An 18330-nucleotide genomic window follows, 5' to 3' on the forward strand; every position below is an offset into this window, starting at 1 on the left:
AAATTGCGCGCGGCCCCCCTGCTAGGATATGCACACAGGCATCATCCTAGAACAAGGAACAGGGGGCGCAAGCATGGAAAAAAGCATGACAGGCTGGGCCGCCGGCGAGCGGCAGACATTGTGGCACAAGGCGGGACTGCGCCGGACGGCGCGGCAGCTGTACGGGCTGGCCGCCGGGCTGGCAGGGGGCTGGGCGGCGCTGTATGGGCAGTTGTCCCCGCTGGGCCTGGCTCTGACGCTGGGCCTGCCCGAGGATTGTTTTGCAGCCTGCGGGGCGGGGGCGGTACTGGCCCTGCTGGCCCGTGGGCTGGGGGTGCGGGCGGTCTGCCTGCTGTGCGCCGTGGGCGGCGCGGTGGTGGCCCGGTGGCTGTGGCCCCGGTCTTTCTGGGCGGGAGCGGCTGCGGGGGCCGGGCTGCTGCTGGGCAGCGCCTACTGCCTGCGGATGTACATAGGCGGGGACGGCCTGCTGTTCGCGGGGGCCGAGGCGGTACTGGGGGTGCTGCTGGGGTATCTGGTGCGCCGGTTCCCCGCGGCCGGAGCGGGGCCCGGACAGATGGTGCTGGCCTTCACGGGAGCGGCGGCTCTGGGGTCTCTGTCCCTGGGCCCGGTGAATCTGGGGCTTGCCGCCGGGGTGCTGGTCACCCTGGTGCTGGCCTGCCGGGGCGGGGCACAGTCCCTGCTGGCCCTGGCGGGGTCTGCGGCGGCGGGGCTGTGCTGTGCCGATGCCGCTCTGGCCTGTGCCGCTGTGGGCCTGTGCTGCGGTTCGGCCCTGGGACTGCTGGCCCAGGGGGACAGGCTGGTCTGCGCGGCCCTGTATGGGGGCGGGGCGCTGACGGGCATTTTGGCCTCGGGTCCCCCCGGGACCGCCTTTGGATTTCTGGGGGCCCTGGCGGTGGGCGCCGGGGCGTATCTGGCCCTGCCGCGGCGGTGGCTGCTGCCGCAGTCCGCCCAGCCGGAGCAGGATGAGGCCGCCCGGCCCCGGCTGTCTGTCGCGGCGGCCCGGCTGAACACCGCCGCCGAGAGCCTGGCCTCCCTGGCGGACACGGTCAACCAGGTGTGGGAGGGGCTGCCCCGCCGCCAGGAGGGATTCCGCTGGGTCATCGACGCCGCCCATGACAGTCTGTGCGCCAACTGCGGCCGCAGGGACGCCTGCTGGCAGGAGGAGTACGCCGTCACCATGGCGGGGTTTGAGGCTTTGCGCCCCATTCTGGAGGAGAACCAGCAGATCGACCCGCAGGATCTGCCGGGGCAGCTGGCCCGGTGCATCCATCCGGCGGCCCTGTCGGGGGCCATGACCCGGGCCTTTGCCCTGTACAAGAGCCGGCAGGAGGCCCGCATCCACGCCGACGCCATGCGTGCCGCCCTCACCGAGCAGTACAGCGCGGTGGCCCAGGCGCTGGGGGCGCTGGGGGACCAGCTGGCCAGCCCCGGCAGCCCCGAACCTTATAAGTCGGGGCGTGTGGCAGATTTCTTCACCTCGCTGGGGCTGCCCCCAGTGGAGTGCTCGGTCACCCTGGACAGCCTGGGCCGCACCCGGGCGGCGGTCACTTTGCCCAGGGCACGCTTCAGCCAAAAGGAGCTGGCCACCCTGGCGGGGGAGGTGGGCCGGCTGTGCCGCCGCAGCTTTGATCCGCCCCAAAAACTCAGCTGCCGGCAGGTGACCACCCTTCTGTTCACCGAAAAACCGCCCCTGCGGGCTTTGTTCGGGTGGGCGTCCGCCCCGGCCCGGGGGGAAGTGTCGGGGGACGCGGTGCAGCAGTTCTGCAGCCCCACCGCCGCCCAGATGATCCTTTGCGACGGGATGGGCACGGGACGCCCGGCGGCGGTGGAGGGGAGCCTGGCCGCCGAACTGACCGGGCGGCTGCTGCGGGCGGGTTTTACCGCCGAGCTGAGCGCCCGTCTGGTGAACGTGGCCCTGGCCCTGGACAGCCGGGAGGAAGGGGGCGCGACCCTGGATCTGCTCAGCGTGGACCTGTACACCGGGACGGCCCGGATCTACAAGGCAGGGGCGGCGCCCGGCTTTCTGGTACATGAGGGGAAGGCGTGCACGGTGGGAGAGGCCGGCCTGCCCATGGGCGTGCTGGGGGAGGTGAACGGTCAAAGCCAGATGGCACGCCTTGGCTCCGGGGATCTGGCGGTGCTGGTGTCCGACGGGCTTTTGGTGGACGGTCCCGGCTGGGTGCTCAAACAGCTGGAGCTGTCCGCCGCCGCCAAAGACCCGCCCGACGCGGTGGCCCGCACCCTGGTGGAGACGGCCCGGGCCCGGGCGGCTTCCGGCCGCCCCGACGACATCACCGCCGCCGTGCTGCGCCTGGAGAAAAATTAGTTCGACCCGCCTGCCGCGCCAAACAAAGCGGATGCACAGAGGACGGTGATGCTGCGGATAGAAAAAAGGGCCTGCCGGGCGCTTGCTTGCACCCGGCGGGCCCTTTCGGCGTTTTTTGTCAGTTGTCCTCGGCATCATAAATACGGACGTAGTGTGGCGCATTTTTGGCCTGACACAACAGCAGCAGCGCCGTTGCGGCAAGGGCGGCCGCGGTGAGGGCAACGAGCATCGCTTTGAGAACTTTCATGTCTGGACCTCCTTATGGGGCGGGCGGCAGAACATCGGCCCGCCATGGCTTTGTTATTTATATAGTATAGCATACCCGGGCCCTGTTGGCAAACCCGCATCTCCCCGAAAAATGGATGGATTAGGATATGCTAACGTCATGAAATTTTCACTTTCGGACATTTTTTAGCTTATTTGGCGTTGACTTCAATCCGGGAAATGATACAATAAAATATATCAGCAAGCAGCAGCCGCAGCGCCCAGTGCTTTTTTGCCGGCACAGGAGGCAGCTCTGCGGCCCAAAGCAGAATGGGGGATTGTATAGTTCATGTTGAACAAGCTGAAACGTGCGGCGCTTGGCGCGCATACGCCGCATGACAAAGCGACCGCTGCAAGCAAGCCTGTCCCGATGCCCCTGCCCGCGCAGGTGCGCATCCTGATGAGCCAGCATATCGGCGCCCCGGCCAAGGCCGTTGTCAAAAAGGGCGACAAGGTGTGTGTGGGCACCCTGATCGGGGAAGCCGCAGGCGTCGTCTCGGCCAATATCCACTCCAGCGTGTCGGGCACCGTCACCGCAGTGGAGCCCTTCCGCCTGGCCAACGGCAAGGCGTGCGATGCAGTGGTCATCCAGACCGACGGCCAGCAGACGGTGGACCCTGCCGTCCAGCCGCCCAAAGTCACCGACAAGGCCAGTTTCCTGGCGGCGGTCCGCGCCAGCGGTCTGGTGGGCCTGGGAGGCGCAGGCTTCCCCACCGATGTCAAACTGCAGCCCAAGTGCCCGGTGGACACGCTGCTGATCAATGCGTCGGAGTGCGAAGTCTGGCTGACCAGCGACACCCAGGAGATGCTTACCAGCTCCGACGATATCGTCCGGGGCATCCAGGCGGTGCTGCAGTACACCGGTATTCCCCGGTGCATCATCGGCATCGAGAAGAACAAGCCTGAGTGCATCGACCTGCTGTGCCAGAAGACCGAAGGCCTGTCCAATGTGGACGTCAAGCCGCTGCCCAGCGTCTACGGCACCGGCAGCGAACTGATCCTGATCGAGAAGTGCCTGGGCCGGGAAGTGCCCCACGGGGGCCTGCCCGCCGACGCCGGCGCCATCGTCATGAATGTGACCTCGGTCAGTATGCTGGGCAAATACCTGGCCACCGGTATGCCGGTGGTGGAGCGGATCGTCACGGTGGACGGCGACGCCTGCGCCAAGCCGCAGAACCTGATCGTGCCGGTGGGCACGCCCTACCAGGATATCATCCAGGCCGCCGGCCTCAAGCCGGAGGTCACCCTGGGCAAGGTCATCGCCGGCGGCGCCATGATGGGCCCCGCCGTGGAGGATCTGAGCTATCCCACCACCAAGACCACCGGCGGCCTGATCCTGCTCAGCCAGGTCAGCGCCGCCCAGCCCGCAGCCGAGCCCTGCATCCGCTGCGGCCGCTGCATCGAGTACTGCCCCATGGGCCTGGCTCCGGTGGAGGTCAACACCGCCTATGCCGCCCGTGATGTGGAGGAGCTGGGCAAGCTGCACGTGGACTACTGCTTCAACTGCGGCTCCTGCGCCTTCGTCTGCCCGGCCAAGCGTCCCTGCACCCAGATGATGAGCCTGGCCAAGGAATACTATCTCAGTGAGATCAAAAAAGGAGGCAATAAGTAACCATGGATACAAAGCTTATTGTTTCGGCCTCCCCCCATGTGCGCTCGGATGAGACCACCCGCAGCCTGATGGCCAACGTGATCGTGGCCCTGTGCCCGGTGGTGGTGGCCTCGGCGGTCATTTTTGGCCTGCGGGCGCTGCTGGTCACCGCCTTCTCGGTGGTGGTGTGCGTGGCGCTGGAGTGGCTGTACTGCAAGCTGCTCAAGCGGCCCAACCCCATCGGGGACCTGTCCGCGGTGGTCACCGGCATCATCCTGGCCATGAACGTGCCCGTGGGGATGCCCCTGGGCCAGCTGGCGGTGGGCTGTGTGGCAGCCATCCTCATCACCAAGCAGCTGTTCGGCGGCATCGGCATGAACTTTGCCAACCCCGCCCTGGTGGGCCGCATCGTGCTGTTCGTCAGCTTTGCCTCTGAGATGAACGCCTGGGTCTATCCCGACGCGGCAGTGGACCAGCTGGCCAGCGCCACCCCTCTGCAGGTGGCCGACCCCGCCCGCCTGAACCTGTTCGACCTGTTCATGGGCATCCACGGCGGCGTCCTGGGCGAGACCTGCGCCCTGGCCATCCTGCTGGGCTTTGTCTACCTGGTGGTCACCCGGACCATCAGCCCCGCCATCCCGCTGAGCTATGTGGGCAGTATGTTCCTGTTCTACCTCATCGCCACCCAGAGCCTCCACGAGAGCCTTGTGGAGGTGCTCAGCGGCGGTCTGCTGTTCGGTGCGGTGTTCATGGCCACCGACTATGTCACCAGCCCCTTCACTCTGAAGGGCAAGCTGCTGTACGGCGTCTGCCTGGGCCTTGTCACCTTTGCCATCCGCTACTGGGGCAGCTACACCGAGGGCGTGTCCTTCGCGCTGCTGTTCATGAACCTGTGGGTGCCCTTCATCAATGACGCCACCCGCCAGACTCCCTATGGCTACGTCAAGTCCGCCAAGAAGGCAGGGAAGGAGGCTGCTTCCAAATGAGCAACGCTGCAAAGTCTGCAAACTCCAATTGGGAGAGCACCGTCAAACCCATCCTGGTGCTGACGGTCAGCTCGCTGGTGGTTAGCCTGCTGCTGGCCCTGGTCAACTCGGTCACCGCGCCGGTCATCGAGGCCAACCAGAAAGCTGACACCCTGGCGGCTTATGTCCAGGTCATCCCCACCGTCTCGGATGCCACCGAGCTGGAGGAGATCACCGACTACACCACCCCCGGCGTCAGCGGCGCCGTGCGTGCGCCCGACGGTTCCATTGCCATCCAGGCGGGGGAGACCGGCTACAACGGCGGCCTGGTGAACGTCATCATGGGCTTTGACACCGCCGGCACCGTCACCGGCATCTATGTGGACGCTTCCAGCCAGACCGCCGGCATCGGCGACCGTGTGGCAGCGGCTGACTTCCTGACCCAGTTCGAGGGGATGGACGGCACCGCCAACATCGCCAAGGGTCAGGGCTATGACGGCATCAGCGGCGCCACCTATTCGTCCGACGCCCTGTTTGCGGCCATCAACGACTGCATCAACTGCTACAACGAACTTGCATAAAGGAGGCTGGTAAGAATGGCACAGGAAGAAAAAGTCTCCAAGGTAAGCATCCTTACCAATGGCATCATCAAGGAGAACCCGGTCCTCCGGCTGGTTCTGGGCACCTGCTCCACGTTGGCCATCACCACTGCAGTGTCCAACGCCATCGGCATGGGGGTCGCGTTCACCTTCGTTTTGATCTGTTCCAACGTCATCATCGCGCTGCTGCGCAATGTCATCCCCGCAAAGGTGCATCTGCCCTGCTACATCGTCATCATCGCGGGCTTCGTCACCATCGTCCAGATGGTCATGCAGGCTTACACCAAGAGCCTGTATGACGCTTTGGGCGTGTTCATCCCCCTGATCGTGGTCAACTGCATCATCCTGGGCCGCGCCGAGATGTTCGCCTGCAAGAACACCGTGGTGGACTCGGCCCTGGATGGCGTGGGCATGGGCATCGGCTACACCCTGACGGTGGTGCTGATGGCCACCATCCGCGAGATCCTGGGCAGCGGCACCTGGCTGGGCTTCCAGGTGATGCCCGAGGGCTTTGTCACCATCGGCATCATGACCCAGGCCCCCGGCGCCTTCCTCTGCTTCGGCCTGCTGATGGGCCTTTGCGTCTGGGTGGAGGACAAGCTGGATGCCCGCATCGAGCGCAAGGTGGGCTGCCAGCCCATCAAGGATTTGCAGGAAGGAGAGGATAAGGAATGATCGTCAAACTTGCGGCCATCTTCTTCAGCATGATCCTGGTGAACAACTATGTGCTGGTGAAGTTCCTTGGCATCTGCCCGTTCCTGGGCGTTTCCAAAAAGCTGGACTCGGCGCTGGGTATGTCGGGCGCCGTCATCTTCGTCATGTTCATGTCGACCCTGGTCACCTTCCCCATCCAGATCTTTGTGCTGGATCCGGCAGGGCTGGGCTATTTGCAGACCATCGTCTTCATCCTGGTCATCGCGGTGCTGGTGCAGTTCATCGAGATGTTCCTCAAAAAGTATGTGGTGTCGCTGTATAACGCCCTGGGCGTTTATCTGCCCCTGATCACCACCAACTGCTGCGTGCTGGGCGTCACCATCCTGGTCATCGACGACTACGGCGCCGATGTGGCCACCCTGGGCTTTGTCCCCGCCTTCATCGAGGCGCTGGTGTGCGCGGTGGGCTCCGGCGTGGGCTTTATGCTGGCCATGTGCCTGTTCAGCGGCGTGCGCAAGCGTGTGGAAGTGTGCGACGCGCCCGGCCCCCTGAAGGGCCTGCCCATCACCCTGATCGCGGCGGCGATCACCAGCCTGTCCTTCATGGGCTTTGGCGGCATCGTCGAGAACCTGTTCAACGTCACGCTGTAAGGGAGGAGGAAACGGAATGAGTATCGTATTGGCTGTTGTCCTCTGTACCGTTGTGGGCGCTCTGGGCGCGGTGATCCTGGTTGCTGCATCCAAGTTCATGGCCGTGGAGGAGGACCCCCGCATCGAGCAGGTGACGGGTTGTCTGGCCGGCGCCAACTGCGGCGGCTGCGGCTACGCAGGCTGTGCCGACTATGCCAAGGCCATCGTGATGGACGGCGTCCCCTGCGACCGGTGCGCCCCCGGCGGCCCCAAAGCTGCCGCCGCCATCGGCAAGATCATGGGCGCCGAGGTGTCCGCCACCGTCAAAAAGGCGGTGGTCCAGTGCCAGGGCAGCCGGGACAACTGCAAACCCAGCTATGAATACAAGGGCATCCAGAGCTGCGCGGCTGCGGCCGGGCTGTATGGCGGCCCCAAGGACTGCTCCTTTGCCTGTGCGGGCCTGGGCGACTGCGTCAAGGCCTGTAAGTTCGACGCCATCCATGTGGTCAATGGAGTGGCGGTGGTAGACCAGGACAAGTGCACCGGCTGCGGCGCCTGTGCGGCCGTCTGCCCCAAGCACGTCATCATGATCCAGGATGCCGGCCCCGACAAGCCGGTGGTCATGTGCTCCAACTGCGACCGCGGCCCGGTGGCCATGAAGGAATGCGCCACCGCCTGCATCGCCTGCGGCATGTGCCAGCGCAACTGCCCGGCGGACGCCATCCACGTCACCGACAACCTGGCCCGCATCGACTATACCAAGTGCACCGGCTGCGGCACCTGCGTGGCCAAGTGCCCCAAGAAGATCATCACCTACCCTCTCAAAAAGAACGGGTAAGGCACAACGACACAACGCCCCGCAGGTGGTCCGGCAGCGCCGGCCCCTGCGGGGCTTTTGAGTGAGGTTAGGGTTATGAACCAGCAACAGCTTTTGGCCCGGCGGCGCAGCGCAGGCTTTGCGGCCTTTTTCTTCAGCGGCATCTGCGCCATTTCCAGCGGGGTGGTGGTCAGCCTGCTGCAGGAGCAGTATGGCTTTGCCTACGGCGTCACGGGCACCCTGCTCTCCCTGATGAGCCTGGGCAACCTGGCGGCGGGCTTTGTGTCGGGGGTGCTGCCCGGCGTTCTCGGGATGAAGCCCAGCGTTCTGCTCCTGTCCCTGGGATACCTGGTGGGTTACGGCCTGATGGGCTTTACGGGGGCGGTGCCCCTGCTGGCGGTGGGCTTTTTCCTGGCGGGCTGTGCCAAGGGCCAGGTGATCAACACCTGCACGGTCCTGGTGGGCAACAGCAGCTCCGACCGCACTCGCGGCATGAACATCATGCACAGCTGCTATGCCTGCGGGGCGCTGCTGTGCCCCTTCCTGATCGCGGCGGCAGCCCGGGCAGGGGACAAGGCCCCCCTGCTGCTGCTGGCCATTCTGGGCGGGCTGCTGTGGGCGGTGTTCGCCCTCACTCCCATGGAGGAGGCCGGCGGCAAAAAGGGAGGCGGGCGGATCGACTGGAGCTTTCTGCGCAGCGCCCGGTTCTGGCTGCTGGTAGGGCTGATCTTCTGCCAGAACGCCGCTGAGACCAGCGTCACCGGGTGGATGGTCACCTACTTCAAGGACAGCGGCATCATCGCCGGGGCCCTCAGCACCTACACCGTCACGGTGATGTGGGGAGCTACCCTGATCGCCCGGATGCTGATCGCCTTTGTGTTCCCCTTCCAAAACCCGCGCAGGGCCATGGTGGGGATGGGCGCCGGGTGCATCGTCACCTATCTGGGCCTGATGCTGGCCCGCAGCCAGACCCCGGCCATCCTGCTGCTGTTCCTGTTCGCCTTTGCCATGGCGGGGATGAACCCCACGGCAGTGGCGGCGGCAGGCCGGATGACCACCGTCACCAGCATTGCCATCCTGCTGCCGGCGGCCAGCCTGGGCGCCATCGTCATGCCCTGGATCATCGGGGTAGTGGCCGAGTACGCGGGCCTCACCGCGGGCATGGCCTCCAACATCGTGCCCTGTGTGGGGATGCTGGTGTTTGCGGTGCTGGTGGCCCGCCTGCCCGAGGAAGAAAACGCCTAATCCTCCCCGGCCCTGGCGTCCCGCTCTGCCTGGGACTGACGGGCGCTGAAGATGCAGCCGCAGTAATCCTGGCGGTACAGTCCGTATTCGGCCGACAGCTGCAAGGAGCGCAGGTAGCCGTTCTTCTTTTTGAAGTCGGAGGGCAGGTGGGGCACCCCGTATTCGGCGGCCAGCTCCTGCCCGATTTGATTGATCCGGGCGGCGTCCTTGTGGGGGCTGATGGACAGGGTGGTGGTGAACCAGTCGAAGCCGTGCTGGGCCGCATATTGGGCAGCCCGGCGCATCCGCAGCCTGTAACAGGCGGTGCAGCGGCGGCCCCGCTCGGGCTCGTCCTCCAGGCCCCGGGCGGCCTCATAGAATTCCCGGGGGTCGTAGCGATCCTCCACCACCGTCACCCCCAGAGGATGGGCCTGCGCCACGAACCGCTCCAGCTCCTGTTCCCGCCGGTGGTATTCGGCGTCGGGCCAGATGTTGGGGTTGTAGTACAGAATGGTGATCTCGAAGTGCTGGCACAGCTGCTCCAGCACCGCGCTGGAACAGGGCCCGCAGCAGGCGTGGAGAAGGAGCCGGGGCCGCCGGCCGTCCAGCCGGCGCAGCACGGCGTCCATCTCCCGGGCATAATTGGGTACATTGGGCATTGCAATCTCACCTCGACCAACAGTATAACACAAGCGCCCCCCGGGCGCAAAGGAGGCTTACACCCCATGACACAGGAAAAGATCGCCCGCATCAACCAGCTGGCCCGCAAGAGCAAGACCCCCGCGGGGCTGACCGAGGCGGAAAAGGCCGAACAGCAGGCGCTGCGGCAGGAATACCTGGCGGAGATCCGCAGATCCTTCCGGGCCCAGCTGGAGAACACCATGATCCAGGAGCCGGACGGCACGCTGCACCATCTGCCCCGCCGCCCGGGCCCGGAAAACAAAAACTGACCCCCGCCTTTGTGGAACCTGCGGCTTGCTTTGCGGCGGCAGGCATGATACAATAAAACTGTATGTGCAGGCACTGCCTGCGCTGCGATGTGTTCAGGGCAGCGTATCCCGGGCAAGGTGCACGGAAAAGGCTGCTCTTTGGATCAATAAAGAGGTCATCGATTATGCTTACTGCAATCACAGGGATCAACTGGGGCGATGAGGGCAAGGGCCGTATGGTGGACCTGCTCAGCCAGGATTATGACATCGTGGTGCGCTACCAGGGCGGCAACAACGCCGGCCATACCGTCAAGAACGAGCGGGGCAAGTTCGTTCTGAACCTGCTGCCCTCGGGCATCCTGCGCCCGGACGTGGTGTGCGTCATGGGCAACGGTATGGTCATCGACCCCCACCACCTGGACGGCGAGATCGCCAGCCTGCGGGAGAAGGGCATCGCCATCTCCCCGGCCAACCTCAAGATCTCGGACCGCGCCACCATCACCATGCCCTACCACGTCCTGCAGGACGGCCTGGAGGAGGCCCGCCTGTCCAAGACCGGCGCGCAGTTCGGCTCCACCAAGCGGGGCATCGCCTATGTCTACGGCGACAAATATATGAAAAAGACCCTGCGCATGGGGGATCTGCTCCATCTGGACGACTCGGTGCACAAGCGCCTGGTCACCATGGTGGACTCCAAAAACCTGGTGATGGAGGGCAGCTACGGCGCCCAGCCCATCCGCGTGGACGAGATGTGGGACTGGCTGCAAAAGTACGCCGCCATCTTTAAGGACTATATCTGCGATGCGGGGGCTTACCTGGACGAGGCCGACCAGGCCGGCAAGAAGATCCTGTTCGAGGCCCAGCTGGGCGCGCTGCGGGACGTGGATTTCGGCATCTACCCCTACACCACCTCCTCCAACGTCATCGGCGCCTACGCCCCTATCGGCGCAGGCATCCCGGGCCGCAAGCTGGACAAGTCCATCGGCATCATGAAAGCCTATTCCTCCTGCGTGGGGGACGGTCCCTTTGCCGCCGAGCTGGCCATGACCGAGGAGGAGATGCACCAGCTGCGGGAGGCCGGCCATGAGTACGGCGCAGCCACCGGGCGTCCCCGCCGGGTGGGCCCTGTGGATCTGGTGGCCAGCCGCTACGGTGTGTCCTGCCAGGGCTGCGATGAGGTGGCCCTGACCCTGCTGGACGTGCTGGACTACATGGAGACGGTGCCGGTGATCACCGCCTACACCCTGGAGGACGGCAGCACCACCACCCGTTTCCCCATGGGCAAGGCGCTGGATACCGCCCGGCCTGTGGTGGAGCGGATGCCAGGCTGGCACTGCGACATCACCGGCGCACGCCGCTGGGAGGATCTGCCCGTCCAGGCCCAGGACTATATCCTCTATCTGGAAAAAGCCATCGGCTGCAAGATCACCTATATCTCGGTGGGCGCTGAGCGGGAAGCTTACATCCACCGCACCTGAGACGACCCGCCCTGGACGGGAGAATGGGGGGGACCATCATGTTCGATATCATTACTGACAGCGCCTGCGACCTGCCCCGGGAGGAGATCGTCCGCCTGGGCGTGACGGTGGTGCCGTTCTATGTCTCCACCGACGGCCAGACCTACCTGAAAGAAGGGGAGGAGATGCCGGTGCGGGACTTCTACCAGTTCATGGTGGACCAGCCCGCCGTCCTGCCCAAGACCAGCCTGCCCTCCCTGGAGGACTTTGAAAAAGTCTTTCGGCCCCGGGCGGCAGCGGGCCGGCCGGTTTTGTGCCTGTGCTTCACCGGCAAGATGAGCGGCGGCGTGGGCAGTGCCCGCAACGCCCGTCAGCTGGTGCTGGAAGATTACCCCGACGCGGTCATCGAGGTGGTGGACACCGCCGCAGCCACCGTCAGCGAGGGCGCCACGGTGGAGAATGCCGCCGCCATGCGGGACGCCGGCTGCACCCTGGCCGACACCCTGACCTGGCTGGAGGGCACCCGCCCCACCAACCAGATCTTCTTCACGGTGGGCAACCTGGACTATCTGATCAAGGGAGGGCGGATCGGCAAGGTGACCGGCCGCGCAGCCAACCTGCTCAACGTCAAGCCCATGATCCACTTTGCCGAGGGGGAGATCTTCTCGGGCGGGATGGCCCGGGGCCGCCAAAAGAGCATGGAAAAGGCCATCGAACAGCTTTTGGGCTATCTGGCCGAGCGCAACGCCGACCCCGACGACTACCGCATCATTGTGGGCTATGGCTACGATGTGGAGGAGGGCAGGCGGTTCTGGATGCAGCTGCGCGCCGCCCTGCGGGCCCGGTATCCGGACAGCAGCTGTGAAGTGGGCCTGCTGCAGATCGGAGCCACCATCGCCGTCCACACCGGACCCTATCCCCTGGGCGTGGGGGTCATGCGCCGCTGGAAACCCCGTTCCTGACCGAAAAAGGGGAGGGCAGGGGGCAGGAATGCATCTCCTACTTGACAAATCCCCTTCCTATGAATAAAATAGCATCATGGCCGCAGCGGCGCGGCGGGCGACGCGGCGCCGGACTGCTGCTTTGAACGCAAGCCTCTGGACCCGGTATCCCCCACGGATGCCGGGTCTTTTGTGGCAGCTTTTTACCTTATAGAAGGGTTTTTGGGAAAAGGAGTATCCAACATGAGACTGAACAAGATCCTTGCCCTGGCTTTGTCCGCCGTGATGGCGGCCAGCCTGGCAGCCTGCGGCGGCAGCTCCTCCGCAGTTTCTTCCACCGCTTCCACTGCTTCCAGCGCGGCCGGTGCATCCGCCGGCGCCCCCGACGGGGACGGCGACCCCACCACCCTGACGGTGGCCATGGAGTGCGCCTACGCGCCTTACAACTGGACCCAGCCCACCGACGCCAACGGCGCGGTGCAGATCCGGGGCGCCAGCGATTATGCCTATGGCTACGATGTGATGATGGCCAAGAAGATCGCCGAGGCCCTGGGCCAGGATATCCAGATCGTCAAGCTGGACTGGGACAGCCTGATCCCCGCCGTCATGACCGGGGATGTGGACTGCGTCATCGCGGGCCAGTCCATCACTTCCGAGCGGGCCAAGCAGGTGGATTTCTCGGACCCCTACTACTATGCATCCATCGTGACCCTGGTCAAGAAGGACAGCCTCTACGCCTCGGCTGCCAGCGTGGCAGACCTGGCCGGCGCTACCTGCACCAGCCAGCTGGGCACCATCTGGTATGACATCTGCCTGCCCCAGATCCAGGATGCCAACATCCTGCCCGCCCAGGAGACCGCCCCGGCCATGCTGGTGGCCCTGGACAGCGGCGCCTGCGACATCGTGGTCACCGACCGGCCCACCGGCCAGGCCGCCCTGGAAGCCTACCCCGACTTTGTGATGCTGGAGTTTGGCGGCGGGGAGAACGACTTCCAGGTCAGCGAGGAGGAGATCAACATCGGCATCTCCATGAAGCAGGGCAACACTGCCCTCAAGGACGCCATCAACGAAGTGCTGGCCACCATGACCACCGACGACTACAACGCCATGATGGATGAGGCCATCAGCGTCCAGCCGCTGAGCCAGCAGTAACATTACCTGCCGTAAAGGAGCACCCCCATGTACGCATTTATCCGTGAATGTGCCTCCATTTTGCAGCAGTACGGCCCCTCCTATCTGCGGGGCGCGGGCACTACGCTGTTGCTGGCTTTGGTGGGCACCCTCTTTGGCTGCCTGATCGGCTTTGCGGTGGGCACCCTGCAGACCATCCCCATCGACCCCCGGCGGGACCCCCTGTACAAGCGCATCCCCCTGCGCCTGCTGCGGGTGGTGCTGCGGTGCTATGTGGAGCTGTTCCGCGGTACCCCCATGATGATCCAGGCCGTCTTTATCTATTATGGCATGATGAGCGTCTTCAACGTCCATCTGGAAATGTGGTCCGCAGGCTTCCTGATCGTGTCCATCAACACTGGCGCCTATATGGCTGAGACGGTGCGGGGCGGCATCGTCTCCATCGACCCCGGCCAGACCGAGGGCGCCATGGCCATCGGTATGCGGCACTGGCAGACCATGATCCATGTCATCATGCCTCAGGCCCTGCGCAACATCGTGCCCCAGATCGGCAACAATTTCATCATCAACATCAAGGATACCTCGGTGCTGTCTGTCATCTCCATCACCGACCTGTTCTTTGTGCACAAGAGCGTGGTGGGCGCCCTGTATACCTATTTTGAGAGCGCCACCATCGTCATGCTGATCTATCTGACCATGACACTGCTGTCCAGCTGGCTGCTGCGTATGTGGGAGAAAAAGCTGGACGGGCCTCAGAACTACGACCTGAACACCACCGACACCCTGGCCTATACCAGCGGGATGTACAACGCCCCGGAGCCCGACCATGCCTCCCAGAATCTTGATATGAAGGAGGGCGCCAGCCATGTCTGAGCCTATCATCCAGGTACGCCACCTGTCCAAGAGCTTTGGCACCCATGTGGTGCTGCGGGACGTGGATTTCACCGTCAGCCCCGGGGACGTCACCTGCGTCATCGGCGCGTCCGGCTCGGGCAAAAGCACCCTGCTGCGGTGCATCAACCTGCTGGAGACCCCCACCGCGGGGCAGATCCTGTTCCACGGGCAGGATATCATGGAGCGCAAGTTTGACCCTTCGGCCTACCGGGCCCGGGTGGGGATGGTGTTCCAGAGCTTCAACCTGTTCAATAATATGACGGTGCTGGAAAACTGCACCGCCGGGCTGCGGTATGTGCTGCACCAGGACAAGGAGACCGCCCGCCGCACCGCCATGGACAACCTCGAAAAGGTGGGCATGGCGCCCTACATCCATGCGCGGCCCCGGCAGCTGTCGGGCGGGCAGAAGCAGCGCGTGGCCATTGCCCGCGCCCTGTCCATGCAGCCCGAAGTGCTGCTGTTCGACGAGCCTACCAGCGCCCTCGACCCCCAGATGGTGGGCGAAGTGCTGGCGGTCATGCGCAAGCTGGCGGCTGCCGGCCTGACCATGATCGTGGTGACCCACGAGATGGCCTTTGCCCGGGACGTCTCCAGCCATGTGGTGTACATGGCCGACGGCGTCATCGCCGAAGAAGGCAGCCCTGCCGACATTTTTGAAAACCCCAAAAATCCCAAGACGGCCGAGTTCCTCAGCCGCTTCCGGGAGAGATGACCGGTACATAGACAGAAAGCCTCCGCTTCGTCCCAGGGACAGGCGGAGGCTTTTGGTTTGCCCCAAACTCCTCCTGCCTCAAAGTTAGAAAATACAAACTAAAGAAAATAAAGAAAAAAAGGAAAAATTTGAAATTGGGTCTTGACACCGGGGGGGGTATGTTATGATAGGCACACAAAGGAAAGGACCTTCCTTTGAACCTGTTTTGGGTCTCTATCTTTTATACACCATAAGGAGGAAAAATTCATTATGAAACTCAAGAAGATTGCTTCTCTGGCGCTGGCCGGCATCATGGCCGTCAGCATGCTGGCTGGCTGCAAGGACGGCAGCAGCTCTTCTTCCAGCAGTGAGAACACTACTCCTGCTACTGGCGTTGTGGCTGCTGTTAATAATGGGCAGAGTGCTGCTAATAAGGTCAAAGTTACCTTTACAGCTAGTTCTGATTTGACCGATATGGTTGAAGCTGCCGTTCGCCAGAATGGTATTAATATGATCGATGACAGCCTGAGAAATGTGATTGTAAGTATGACTGGCGAGACTTATGAAAATACCGCCAAATATACTTTTGCAAATCACAAGCGTGTCAATAATACTGGACTTAACAATACTGAGCATGTTGCTCTCTTTGCTGTTGCTCCTGTAAATACTACTTTGAATGTGAAACCTCTGACTGAGTCGGCAGCACTGAAGATGGTGGCTGATATTGTTGATGCTGAGGTCGCTAAGCTGGTTGAAACCCAGGATATGACTGGTGTTGATCTTAATGATAAGTATTATACTTATAGCTACACTGGCGAGATTAGCGATTTGGTGAGCGCTACAGGTACAGATGGTACGACGAGCTATTTTGTTGCTTACACCATTACCCAGACTATCACTGAAAAGACTCTTGAAGCTTGATCAACTCTACTTATAACACCCCCGGGGCACCATACCGGGAGATGATATAAGGGGCGCACAGGTGCCAGAGACCACCTGCGCGCTCGGGTAAAACACCCATCCGATGTGGCGGCAAAGAGGAATAGAACCATATATTCCTTCTGTTGTTGATCGCACCAAAACAAAAGAACTTTTGCGTCACGAAAGATAGGGTCCCTCTGCGGGGGCTGGCCATTTGGCCGGCCCCCGCATTGTTTTGCGTGCGGATGCGCGCCCCGGGGCCCCGGCACAAAAATACCCGCAAAACAGGGGAGCAAAACCCTGCCTTGCGGGTGTATTTAGGAAGAGAAAAACGTTTGGAAAAGCTTACAGCCCGGCGTCCTGCAGCTGCTGCATGGCGGTGCACATCAGCAGGAACGCGCCTACGCCGTGCAGATCGTTGACCGAGCAGGGACGGCCGCAGTAGAAATCGTAGGTGCCCACGCCGGTGCCTACGCATACGCCGCCGATCTGGATGTCGTCGCCCTGCCAGCTTAGGCTGCGGATGACGCCGTCGTAGGCGGCATGGGCGCGGGCGTATTCGACAGGGGATTTCATGACAAGCAGCTCCTTTGTTGTGTTTGGGTGGATCGATGGTTCCATTATATCCGCCCCGGGCGGGCAAAGTATATATAAATCTTTTCACATAATTGCAAAATTTATGGTTTGTGTTGAGGAGACGTCCCTTTCTGTCTTGTATACCATTCCTCCGGTGTGATAATATAGCGGTGTGGATTTGGTTGGCAACCCGGAAAGAACGAGACGGAGGGAATTTTTATGTATCGGGTCCTGCTGGTGGACGATGAGGAGAGCGTGCTGAAGGTGCTGAAGACCAGCATCGACTGGCAGGCGCTGGGCGTGGATATGCCGGTGACAGCGTCGGATGGGACACAGGCGCTGAAAGCCATGGAACAGGAGACATTCCATCTTCTGATCACGGACATCAAGATGCCCCATATGGGCGGGCTGGAACTGATCCGGATCGTCCGCCAGGCGTACCCCTATACCCGCTGCATCCTGCTGACGGCGTACAGTGAATTTGACTACGCCAAAGAGGCCATCCGTCTGGGAGTGGAAAACTATCTGCTCAAGCCGGTCCAGAAGGAAGAGCTGGAAAGCACGGTGCAGAACGCCATGGCTAACCTCTACAGCCACCGGGACAACGGCAAAAATTTGCTGTACGAAAACATCCTCCACCGCTGGCTGTCCGGCTCGATCTCGGGGGAGGAGCTGAGCGAGCGGGCCGGTGTGCTGGGGCTCAACCTCTATCTGCCTCAGTATTGTGCGATCGGCGTGCTCCGGCGCAGCCGGGAGAGCAGCAGCGCCGCGTTCCGGGCGGCCTGTCTGGAACAGCTGGCCCGGCAGTATGAGGTATACCACTGCTGGAACGAGAAGGGGATCTTTGTCATGATCCTGGGCGGCCGGGCGCTGGACCGGGCAGAGCTGGAGCAGAAGCTGCGGGTGCTGGCGCAGCAGGAGGGGGCGTCCCGGCAGGTGGTGGCCGCCGTGGGCGCCCCGGTGACCGATCCCCAGGCGCTCCATCTGAGCTACTCCCTGGTGTGCGATATGGCAGAGCTGGCAGACCTGACCCAGACCGATGTGATCCTGGGGATCCATGCGGACAGCCGCTCGATGGACGCGGAACAGCTGGTGGAGGAGGTGCGCAGCTTCTGCTATGGGACTGCCGATGCCAAAGACAGCCATACCATAGCGGCCCAGCTGTACTGGAGCGTGCCCTACAAAGAGGCCAGGGACTGCCTGCACCATATGGTCTATGCCTATCTGCGGGTCCTGACCAGCGAGTTCCCGGGGGCGGAGAACCTGCAGGAACAGCTGCAGGAACGGTTCACCCAGCGCAGCTGGGAGGTGGCCGGCGAAGAAGCGGTGCATCTGCTGGCCGGCGCCCTGGAGTGGATGAAGGAGGACTTTGAAAAGCGGCTGGATGTCCTGAGCCCCATCGTCCGGCTGGCCATCCGCTATATCCACGACAGCGTGCGCAACGGGGACGGAGGCTCGATCAAGGAGTTCAGCTCCAAAAGCGGGGTCAACCCCGCCTATCTGGGGCATCTGTTCAAGGATGAGACGGGCAACTTTTTCAACAGCTATCTGATGCAGTGCCGGATCAACCGGTCGGTGGTCCTGCTCAAAAACCCGGGCTGCAAGATCAAGGATGTGGCCAGCCAGGTGGGGTTCGCCTCCACCAGCTATTTTGTGCGGTGCTTCCGTGAGAGCAAAGGGGTATCGCCCGCCAAGTACCGCATCGGCAAGGAGGAATGAGG

At 63.0% G+C, this 18330-nt stretch carries 19 protein-coding genes; 16 read left to right on the forward strand and 3 right to left on the reverse strand.

The genetic code is table 11. The features are described from left to right. The first annotated feature begins 73 nt into the window (after nt 1-73). A complete protein-coding gene (locus tag B5G12_RS08500; protein ID WP_087324612.1) occupies nt 74-2326 on the forward strand; it encodes a PP2C family protein-serine/threonine phosphatase in 2253 nt (750 codons plus the stop codon). 118 nt (nt 2327-2444) lie between these two features. On the opposite strand, the gene B5G12_RS15090 is transcribed toward B5G12_RS08500, so the two are convergent. Continuing rightward, nucleotides 2445-2573, reverse strand: coding sequence for a hypothetical protein (locus tag B5G12_RS15090; protein ID WP_275532642.1), 129 nt, complete (start codon nt 2571-2573; stop codon nt 2445-2447). 306 nt (nt 2574-2879) lie between these two features. Here B5G12_RS15090 and B5G12_RS08505 point away from each other — a divergent pair, with 306 nt between their 5' ends. The 7 genes from B5G12_RS08505 to B5G12_RS08535 all read left to right on the forward strand — a co-directional run bounded on the left by B5G12_RS08505 (nt 2880) and on the right by B5G12_RS08535 (nt 9090). Further along, nucleotides 2880-4202, forward strand: coding sequence for an RnfC family protein (locus tag B5G12_RS08505; RefSeq protein WP_087232233.1), 1323 nt, complete (start codon nt 2880-2882; stop codon nt 4200-4202). Nucleotides 4203-4204: 2 nt separating this feature from the next. Then, nucleotides 4205-5167 carry an RnfABCDGE type electron transport complex subunit D gene (locus tag B5G12_RS08510; RefSeq protein ID WP_087232230.1) on the forward strand — a complete coding sequence of 321 codons (963 nt, stop codon included), beginning with the start codon at nt 4205-4207 and terminating at the stop codon, nt 5165-5167. Beyond that, nucleotides 5164-5727 (forward strand): RnfABCDGE type electron transport complex subunit G, encoded by a 564-nt coding sequence (locus B5G12_RS08515; protein ID WP_087324613.1) that lies wholly within the window; start codon nt 5164-5166, stop codon nt 5725-5727. The genes B5G12_RS08510 and B5G12_RS08515 overlap by 4 nt, the downstream gene beginning before the upstream one ends. A 15-nt stretch (nt 5728-5742) precedes the next feature. Then, the gene (gene rsxE, locus B5G12_RS08520; protein WP_087232223.1) at nt 5743-6420 is read left to right on the forward strand and encodes an electron transport complex subunit RsxE; all 678 of its coding nucleotides are present in this window, start codon (nt 5743-5745) and stop codon (nt 6418-6420) included. Beyond that, nucleotides 6417-7049 (forward strand): electron transport complex protein RnfA, encoded by a 633-nt coding sequence (locus B5G12_RS08525; protein ID WP_087232220.1) that lies wholly within the window; start codon nt 6417-6419, stop codon nt 7047-7049. Before rsxE ends, B5G12_RS08525 begins: the two co-directional genes overlap by 4 nt. A gap of 16 nt (nt 7050-7065) precedes the next feature. After that, entirely contained in the window at nt 7066-7866 is an 801-nt protein-coding gene (locus B5G12_RS08530) for an RnfABCDGE type electron transport complex subunit B (protein ID WP_087232217.1), read from the forward strand. A gap of 75 nt (nt 7867-7941) precedes the next feature. Next, complete coding sequence (locus B5G12_RS08535; RefSeq protein WP_087324614.1) at nt 7942-9090, forward strand: MFS transporter; 1149 nt, start codon at nt 7942-7944, stop codon at nt 9088-9090. Here the strand turns inward: B5G12_RS08535 and B5G12_RS08540 are convergent. Beyond that, nucleotides 9087-9728, reverse strand: coding sequence for an epoxyqueuosine reductase QueH (locus tag B5G12_RS08540; RefSeq protein WP_087324615.1), 642 nt, complete (start codon nt 9726-9728; stop codon nt 9087-9089). The genes B5G12_RS08535 and B5G12_RS08540 overlap by 4 nt on opposite strands. Nucleotides 9729-9794: 66 nt before the next feature. Between B5G12_RS08540 and B5G12_RS08545 the strand changes: the two genes are divergently transcribed. The 7 genes from B5G12_RS08545 to B5G12_RS14795 all read left to right on the forward strand — a co-directional run bounded on the left by B5G12_RS08545 (nt 9795) and on the right by B5G12_RS14795 (nt 16033). Next, complete coding sequence (locus B5G12_RS08545; RefSeq protein WP_087232208.1) at nt 9795-10019, forward strand: DUF896 domain-containing protein; 225 nt, start codon at nt 9795-9797, stop codon at nt 10017-10019. 164 nt (nt 10020-10183) lie between these two features. Then, nucleotides 10184-11476: an adenylosuccinate synthase gene (locus B5G12_RS08550; RefSeq protein ID WP_087324616.1), complete on the forward strand. Its 1293-nt coding sequence runs from the start codon at nt 10184-10186 to the stop codon at nt 11474-11476. Between the two features lie 38 nt (nt 11477-11514). Next, a complete protein-coding gene (locus B5G12_RS08555) occupies nt 11515-12417 on the forward strand; it encodes a DegV family protein (protein WP_087324633.1) in 903 nt (300 codons plus the stop codon). Nucleotides 12418-12639: 222 nt separating this feature from the next. After that, on the forward strand, nt 12640-13548 hold the full coding sequence (locus B5G12_RS08560; RefSeq protein ID WP_087324617.1) for a transporter substrate-binding domain-containing protein: 909 nt from the start codon (nt 12640-12642) through the stop codon (nt 13546-13548). Between the two features lie 27 nt (nt 13549-13575). Then, nucleotides 13576-14400 carry an amino acid ABC transporter permease gene (locus tag B5G12_RS08565; RefSeq protein WP_087232195.1) on the forward strand — a complete coding sequence of 275 codons (825 nt, stop codon included), beginning with the start codon at nt 13576-13578 and terminating at the stop codon, nt 14398-14400. Further along, entirely contained in the window at nt 14393-15133 is a 741-nt protein-coding gene (locus B5G12_RS08570) for an amino acid ABC transporter ATP-binding protein (protein WP_087232192.1), read from the forward strand. The genes B5G12_RS08565 and B5G12_RS08570 overlap by 8 nt, the downstream gene beginning before the upstream one ends. Nucleotides 15134-15382: 249 nt before the next feature. Further along, the gene (locus B5G12_RS14795; RefSeq protein ID WP_087324618.1) at nt 15383-16033 is read left to right on the forward strand and encodes a hypothetical protein; all 651 of its coding nucleotides are present in this window, start codon (nt 15383-15385) and stop codon (nt 16031-16033) included. Nucleotides 16034-16378: 345 nt separating this feature from the next. On the opposite strand, the gene B5G12_RS08580 is transcribed toward B5G12_RS14795, so the two are convergent. Continuing rightward, a complete protein-coding gene (locus tag B5G12_RS08580; protein ID WP_087324619.1) occupies nt 16379-16609 on the reverse strand; it encodes a glycoside hydrolase family 88 protein in 231 nt (76 codons plus the stop codon). A 219-nt stretch (nt 16610-16828) separates the two neighbouring features. On the opposite strand from B5G12_RS08580, the gene B5G12_RS08585 reads away from it, so the two are divergent. Continuing rightward, complete coding sequence (locus B5G12_RS08585; protein ID WP_087324620.1) at nt 16829-18328, forward strand: response regulator; 1500 nt, start codon at nt 16829-16831, stop codon at nt 18326-18328. Nucleotides 18329-18330 lie beyond the last annotated feature (2 nt).

Source organism: Faecalibacterium sp. An58 (assembly GCF_002161515.1).
In the GTDB taxonomy this organism is placed as follows: Bacteria; Bacillota; Clostridia; order Oscillospirales; family Ruminococcaceae; genus Faecalibacterium; species Faecalibacterium avium.

Excerpts from the sequence above, each read along its gene's own strand:
- B5G12_RS08580 (WP_087324619.1), bottom strand. The coding sequence starts at position 16,609 with ATGAAATCCCCTGTCGAATACGCCCGCGCCCATGCCGCCTACGACGGC.
- B5G12_RS08535 (WP_087324614.1), top strand. The coding sequence starts at position 7,942 with ATGAACCAGCAACAGCTTTTGGCCCGGCGGCGCAGCGCAGGCTTTGCG.
- B5G12_RS15090 (WP_275532642.1), bottom strand. The coding sequence starts at position 2,573 with ATGAAAGTTCTCAAAGCGATGCTCGTTGCCCTCACCGCGGCCGCCCTT.
- B5G12_RS08500 (WP_087324612.1), top strand. The coding sequence starts at position 74 with ATGGAAAAAAGCATGACAGGCTGGGCCGCCGGCGAGCGGCAGACATTG.
- B5G12_RS14795 (WP_087324618.1), top strand. The coding sequence starts at position 15,383 with ATGAAACTCAAGAAGATTGCTTCTCTGGCGCTGGCCGGCATCATGGCC.
- B5G12_RS08555 (WP_087324633.1), top strand. The coding sequence starts at position 11,515 with ATGTTCGATATCATTACTGACAGCGCCTGCGACCTGCCCCGGGAGGAG.
- B5G12_RS08585 (WP_087324620.1), top strand. The coding sequence starts at position 16,829 with ATGTATCGGGTCCTGCTGGTGGACGATGAGGAGAGCGTGCTGAAGGTG.
- rsxE (WP_087232223.1), top strand. The coding sequence starts at position 5,743 with ATGGCACAGGAAGAAAAAGTCTCCAAGGTAAGCATCCTTACCAATGGC.
- B5G12_RS08515 (WP_087324613.1), top strand. The coding sequence starts at position 5,164 with ATGAGCAACGCTGCAAAGTCTGCAAACTCCAATTGGGAGAGCACCGTC.
- B5G12_RS08505 (WP_087232233.1), top strand. The coding sequence starts at position 2,880 with ATGTTGAACAAGCTGAAACGTGCGGCGCTTGGCGCGCATACGCCGCAT.
- B5G12_RS08540 (WP_087324615.1), bottom strand. The coding sequence starts at position 9,728 with ATGCCCAATGTACCCAATTATGCCCGGGAGATGGACGCCGTGCTGCGC.
- B5G12_RS08525 (WP_087232220.1), top strand. The coding sequence starts at position 6,417 with ATGATCGTCAAACTTGCGGCCATCTTCTTCAGCATGATCCTGGTGAAC.
- B5G12_RS08560 (WP_087324617.1), top strand. The coding sequence starts at position 12,640 with ATGAGACTGAACAAGATCCTTGCCCTGGCTTTGTCCGCCGTGATGGCG.
- B5G12_RS08570 (WP_087232192.1), top strand. The coding sequence starts at position 14,393 with ATGTCTGAGCCTATCATCCAGGTACGCCACCTGTCCAAGAGCTTTGGC.
- B5G12_RS08545 (WP_087232208.1), top strand. The coding sequence starts at position 9,795 with ATGACACAGGAAAAGATCGCCCGCATCAACCAGCTGGCCCGCAAGAGC.
- B5G12_RS08550 (WP_087324616.1), top strand. The coding sequence starts at position 10,184 with ATGCTTACTGCAATCACAGGGATCAACTGGGGCGATGAGGGCAAGGGC.
- B5G12_RS08530 (WP_087232217.1), top strand. The coding sequence starts at position 7,066 with ATGAGTATCGTATTGGCTGTTGTCCTCTGTACCGTTGTGGGCGCTCTG.
- B5G12_RS08510 (WP_087232230.1), top strand. The coding sequence starts at position 4,205 with ATGGATACAAAGCTTATTGTTTCGGCCTCCCCCCATGTGCGCTCGGAT.
- B5G12_RS08565 (WP_087232195.1), top strand. The coding sequence starts at position 13,576 with ATGTACGCATTTATCCGTGAATGTGCCTCCATTTTGCAGCAGTACGGC.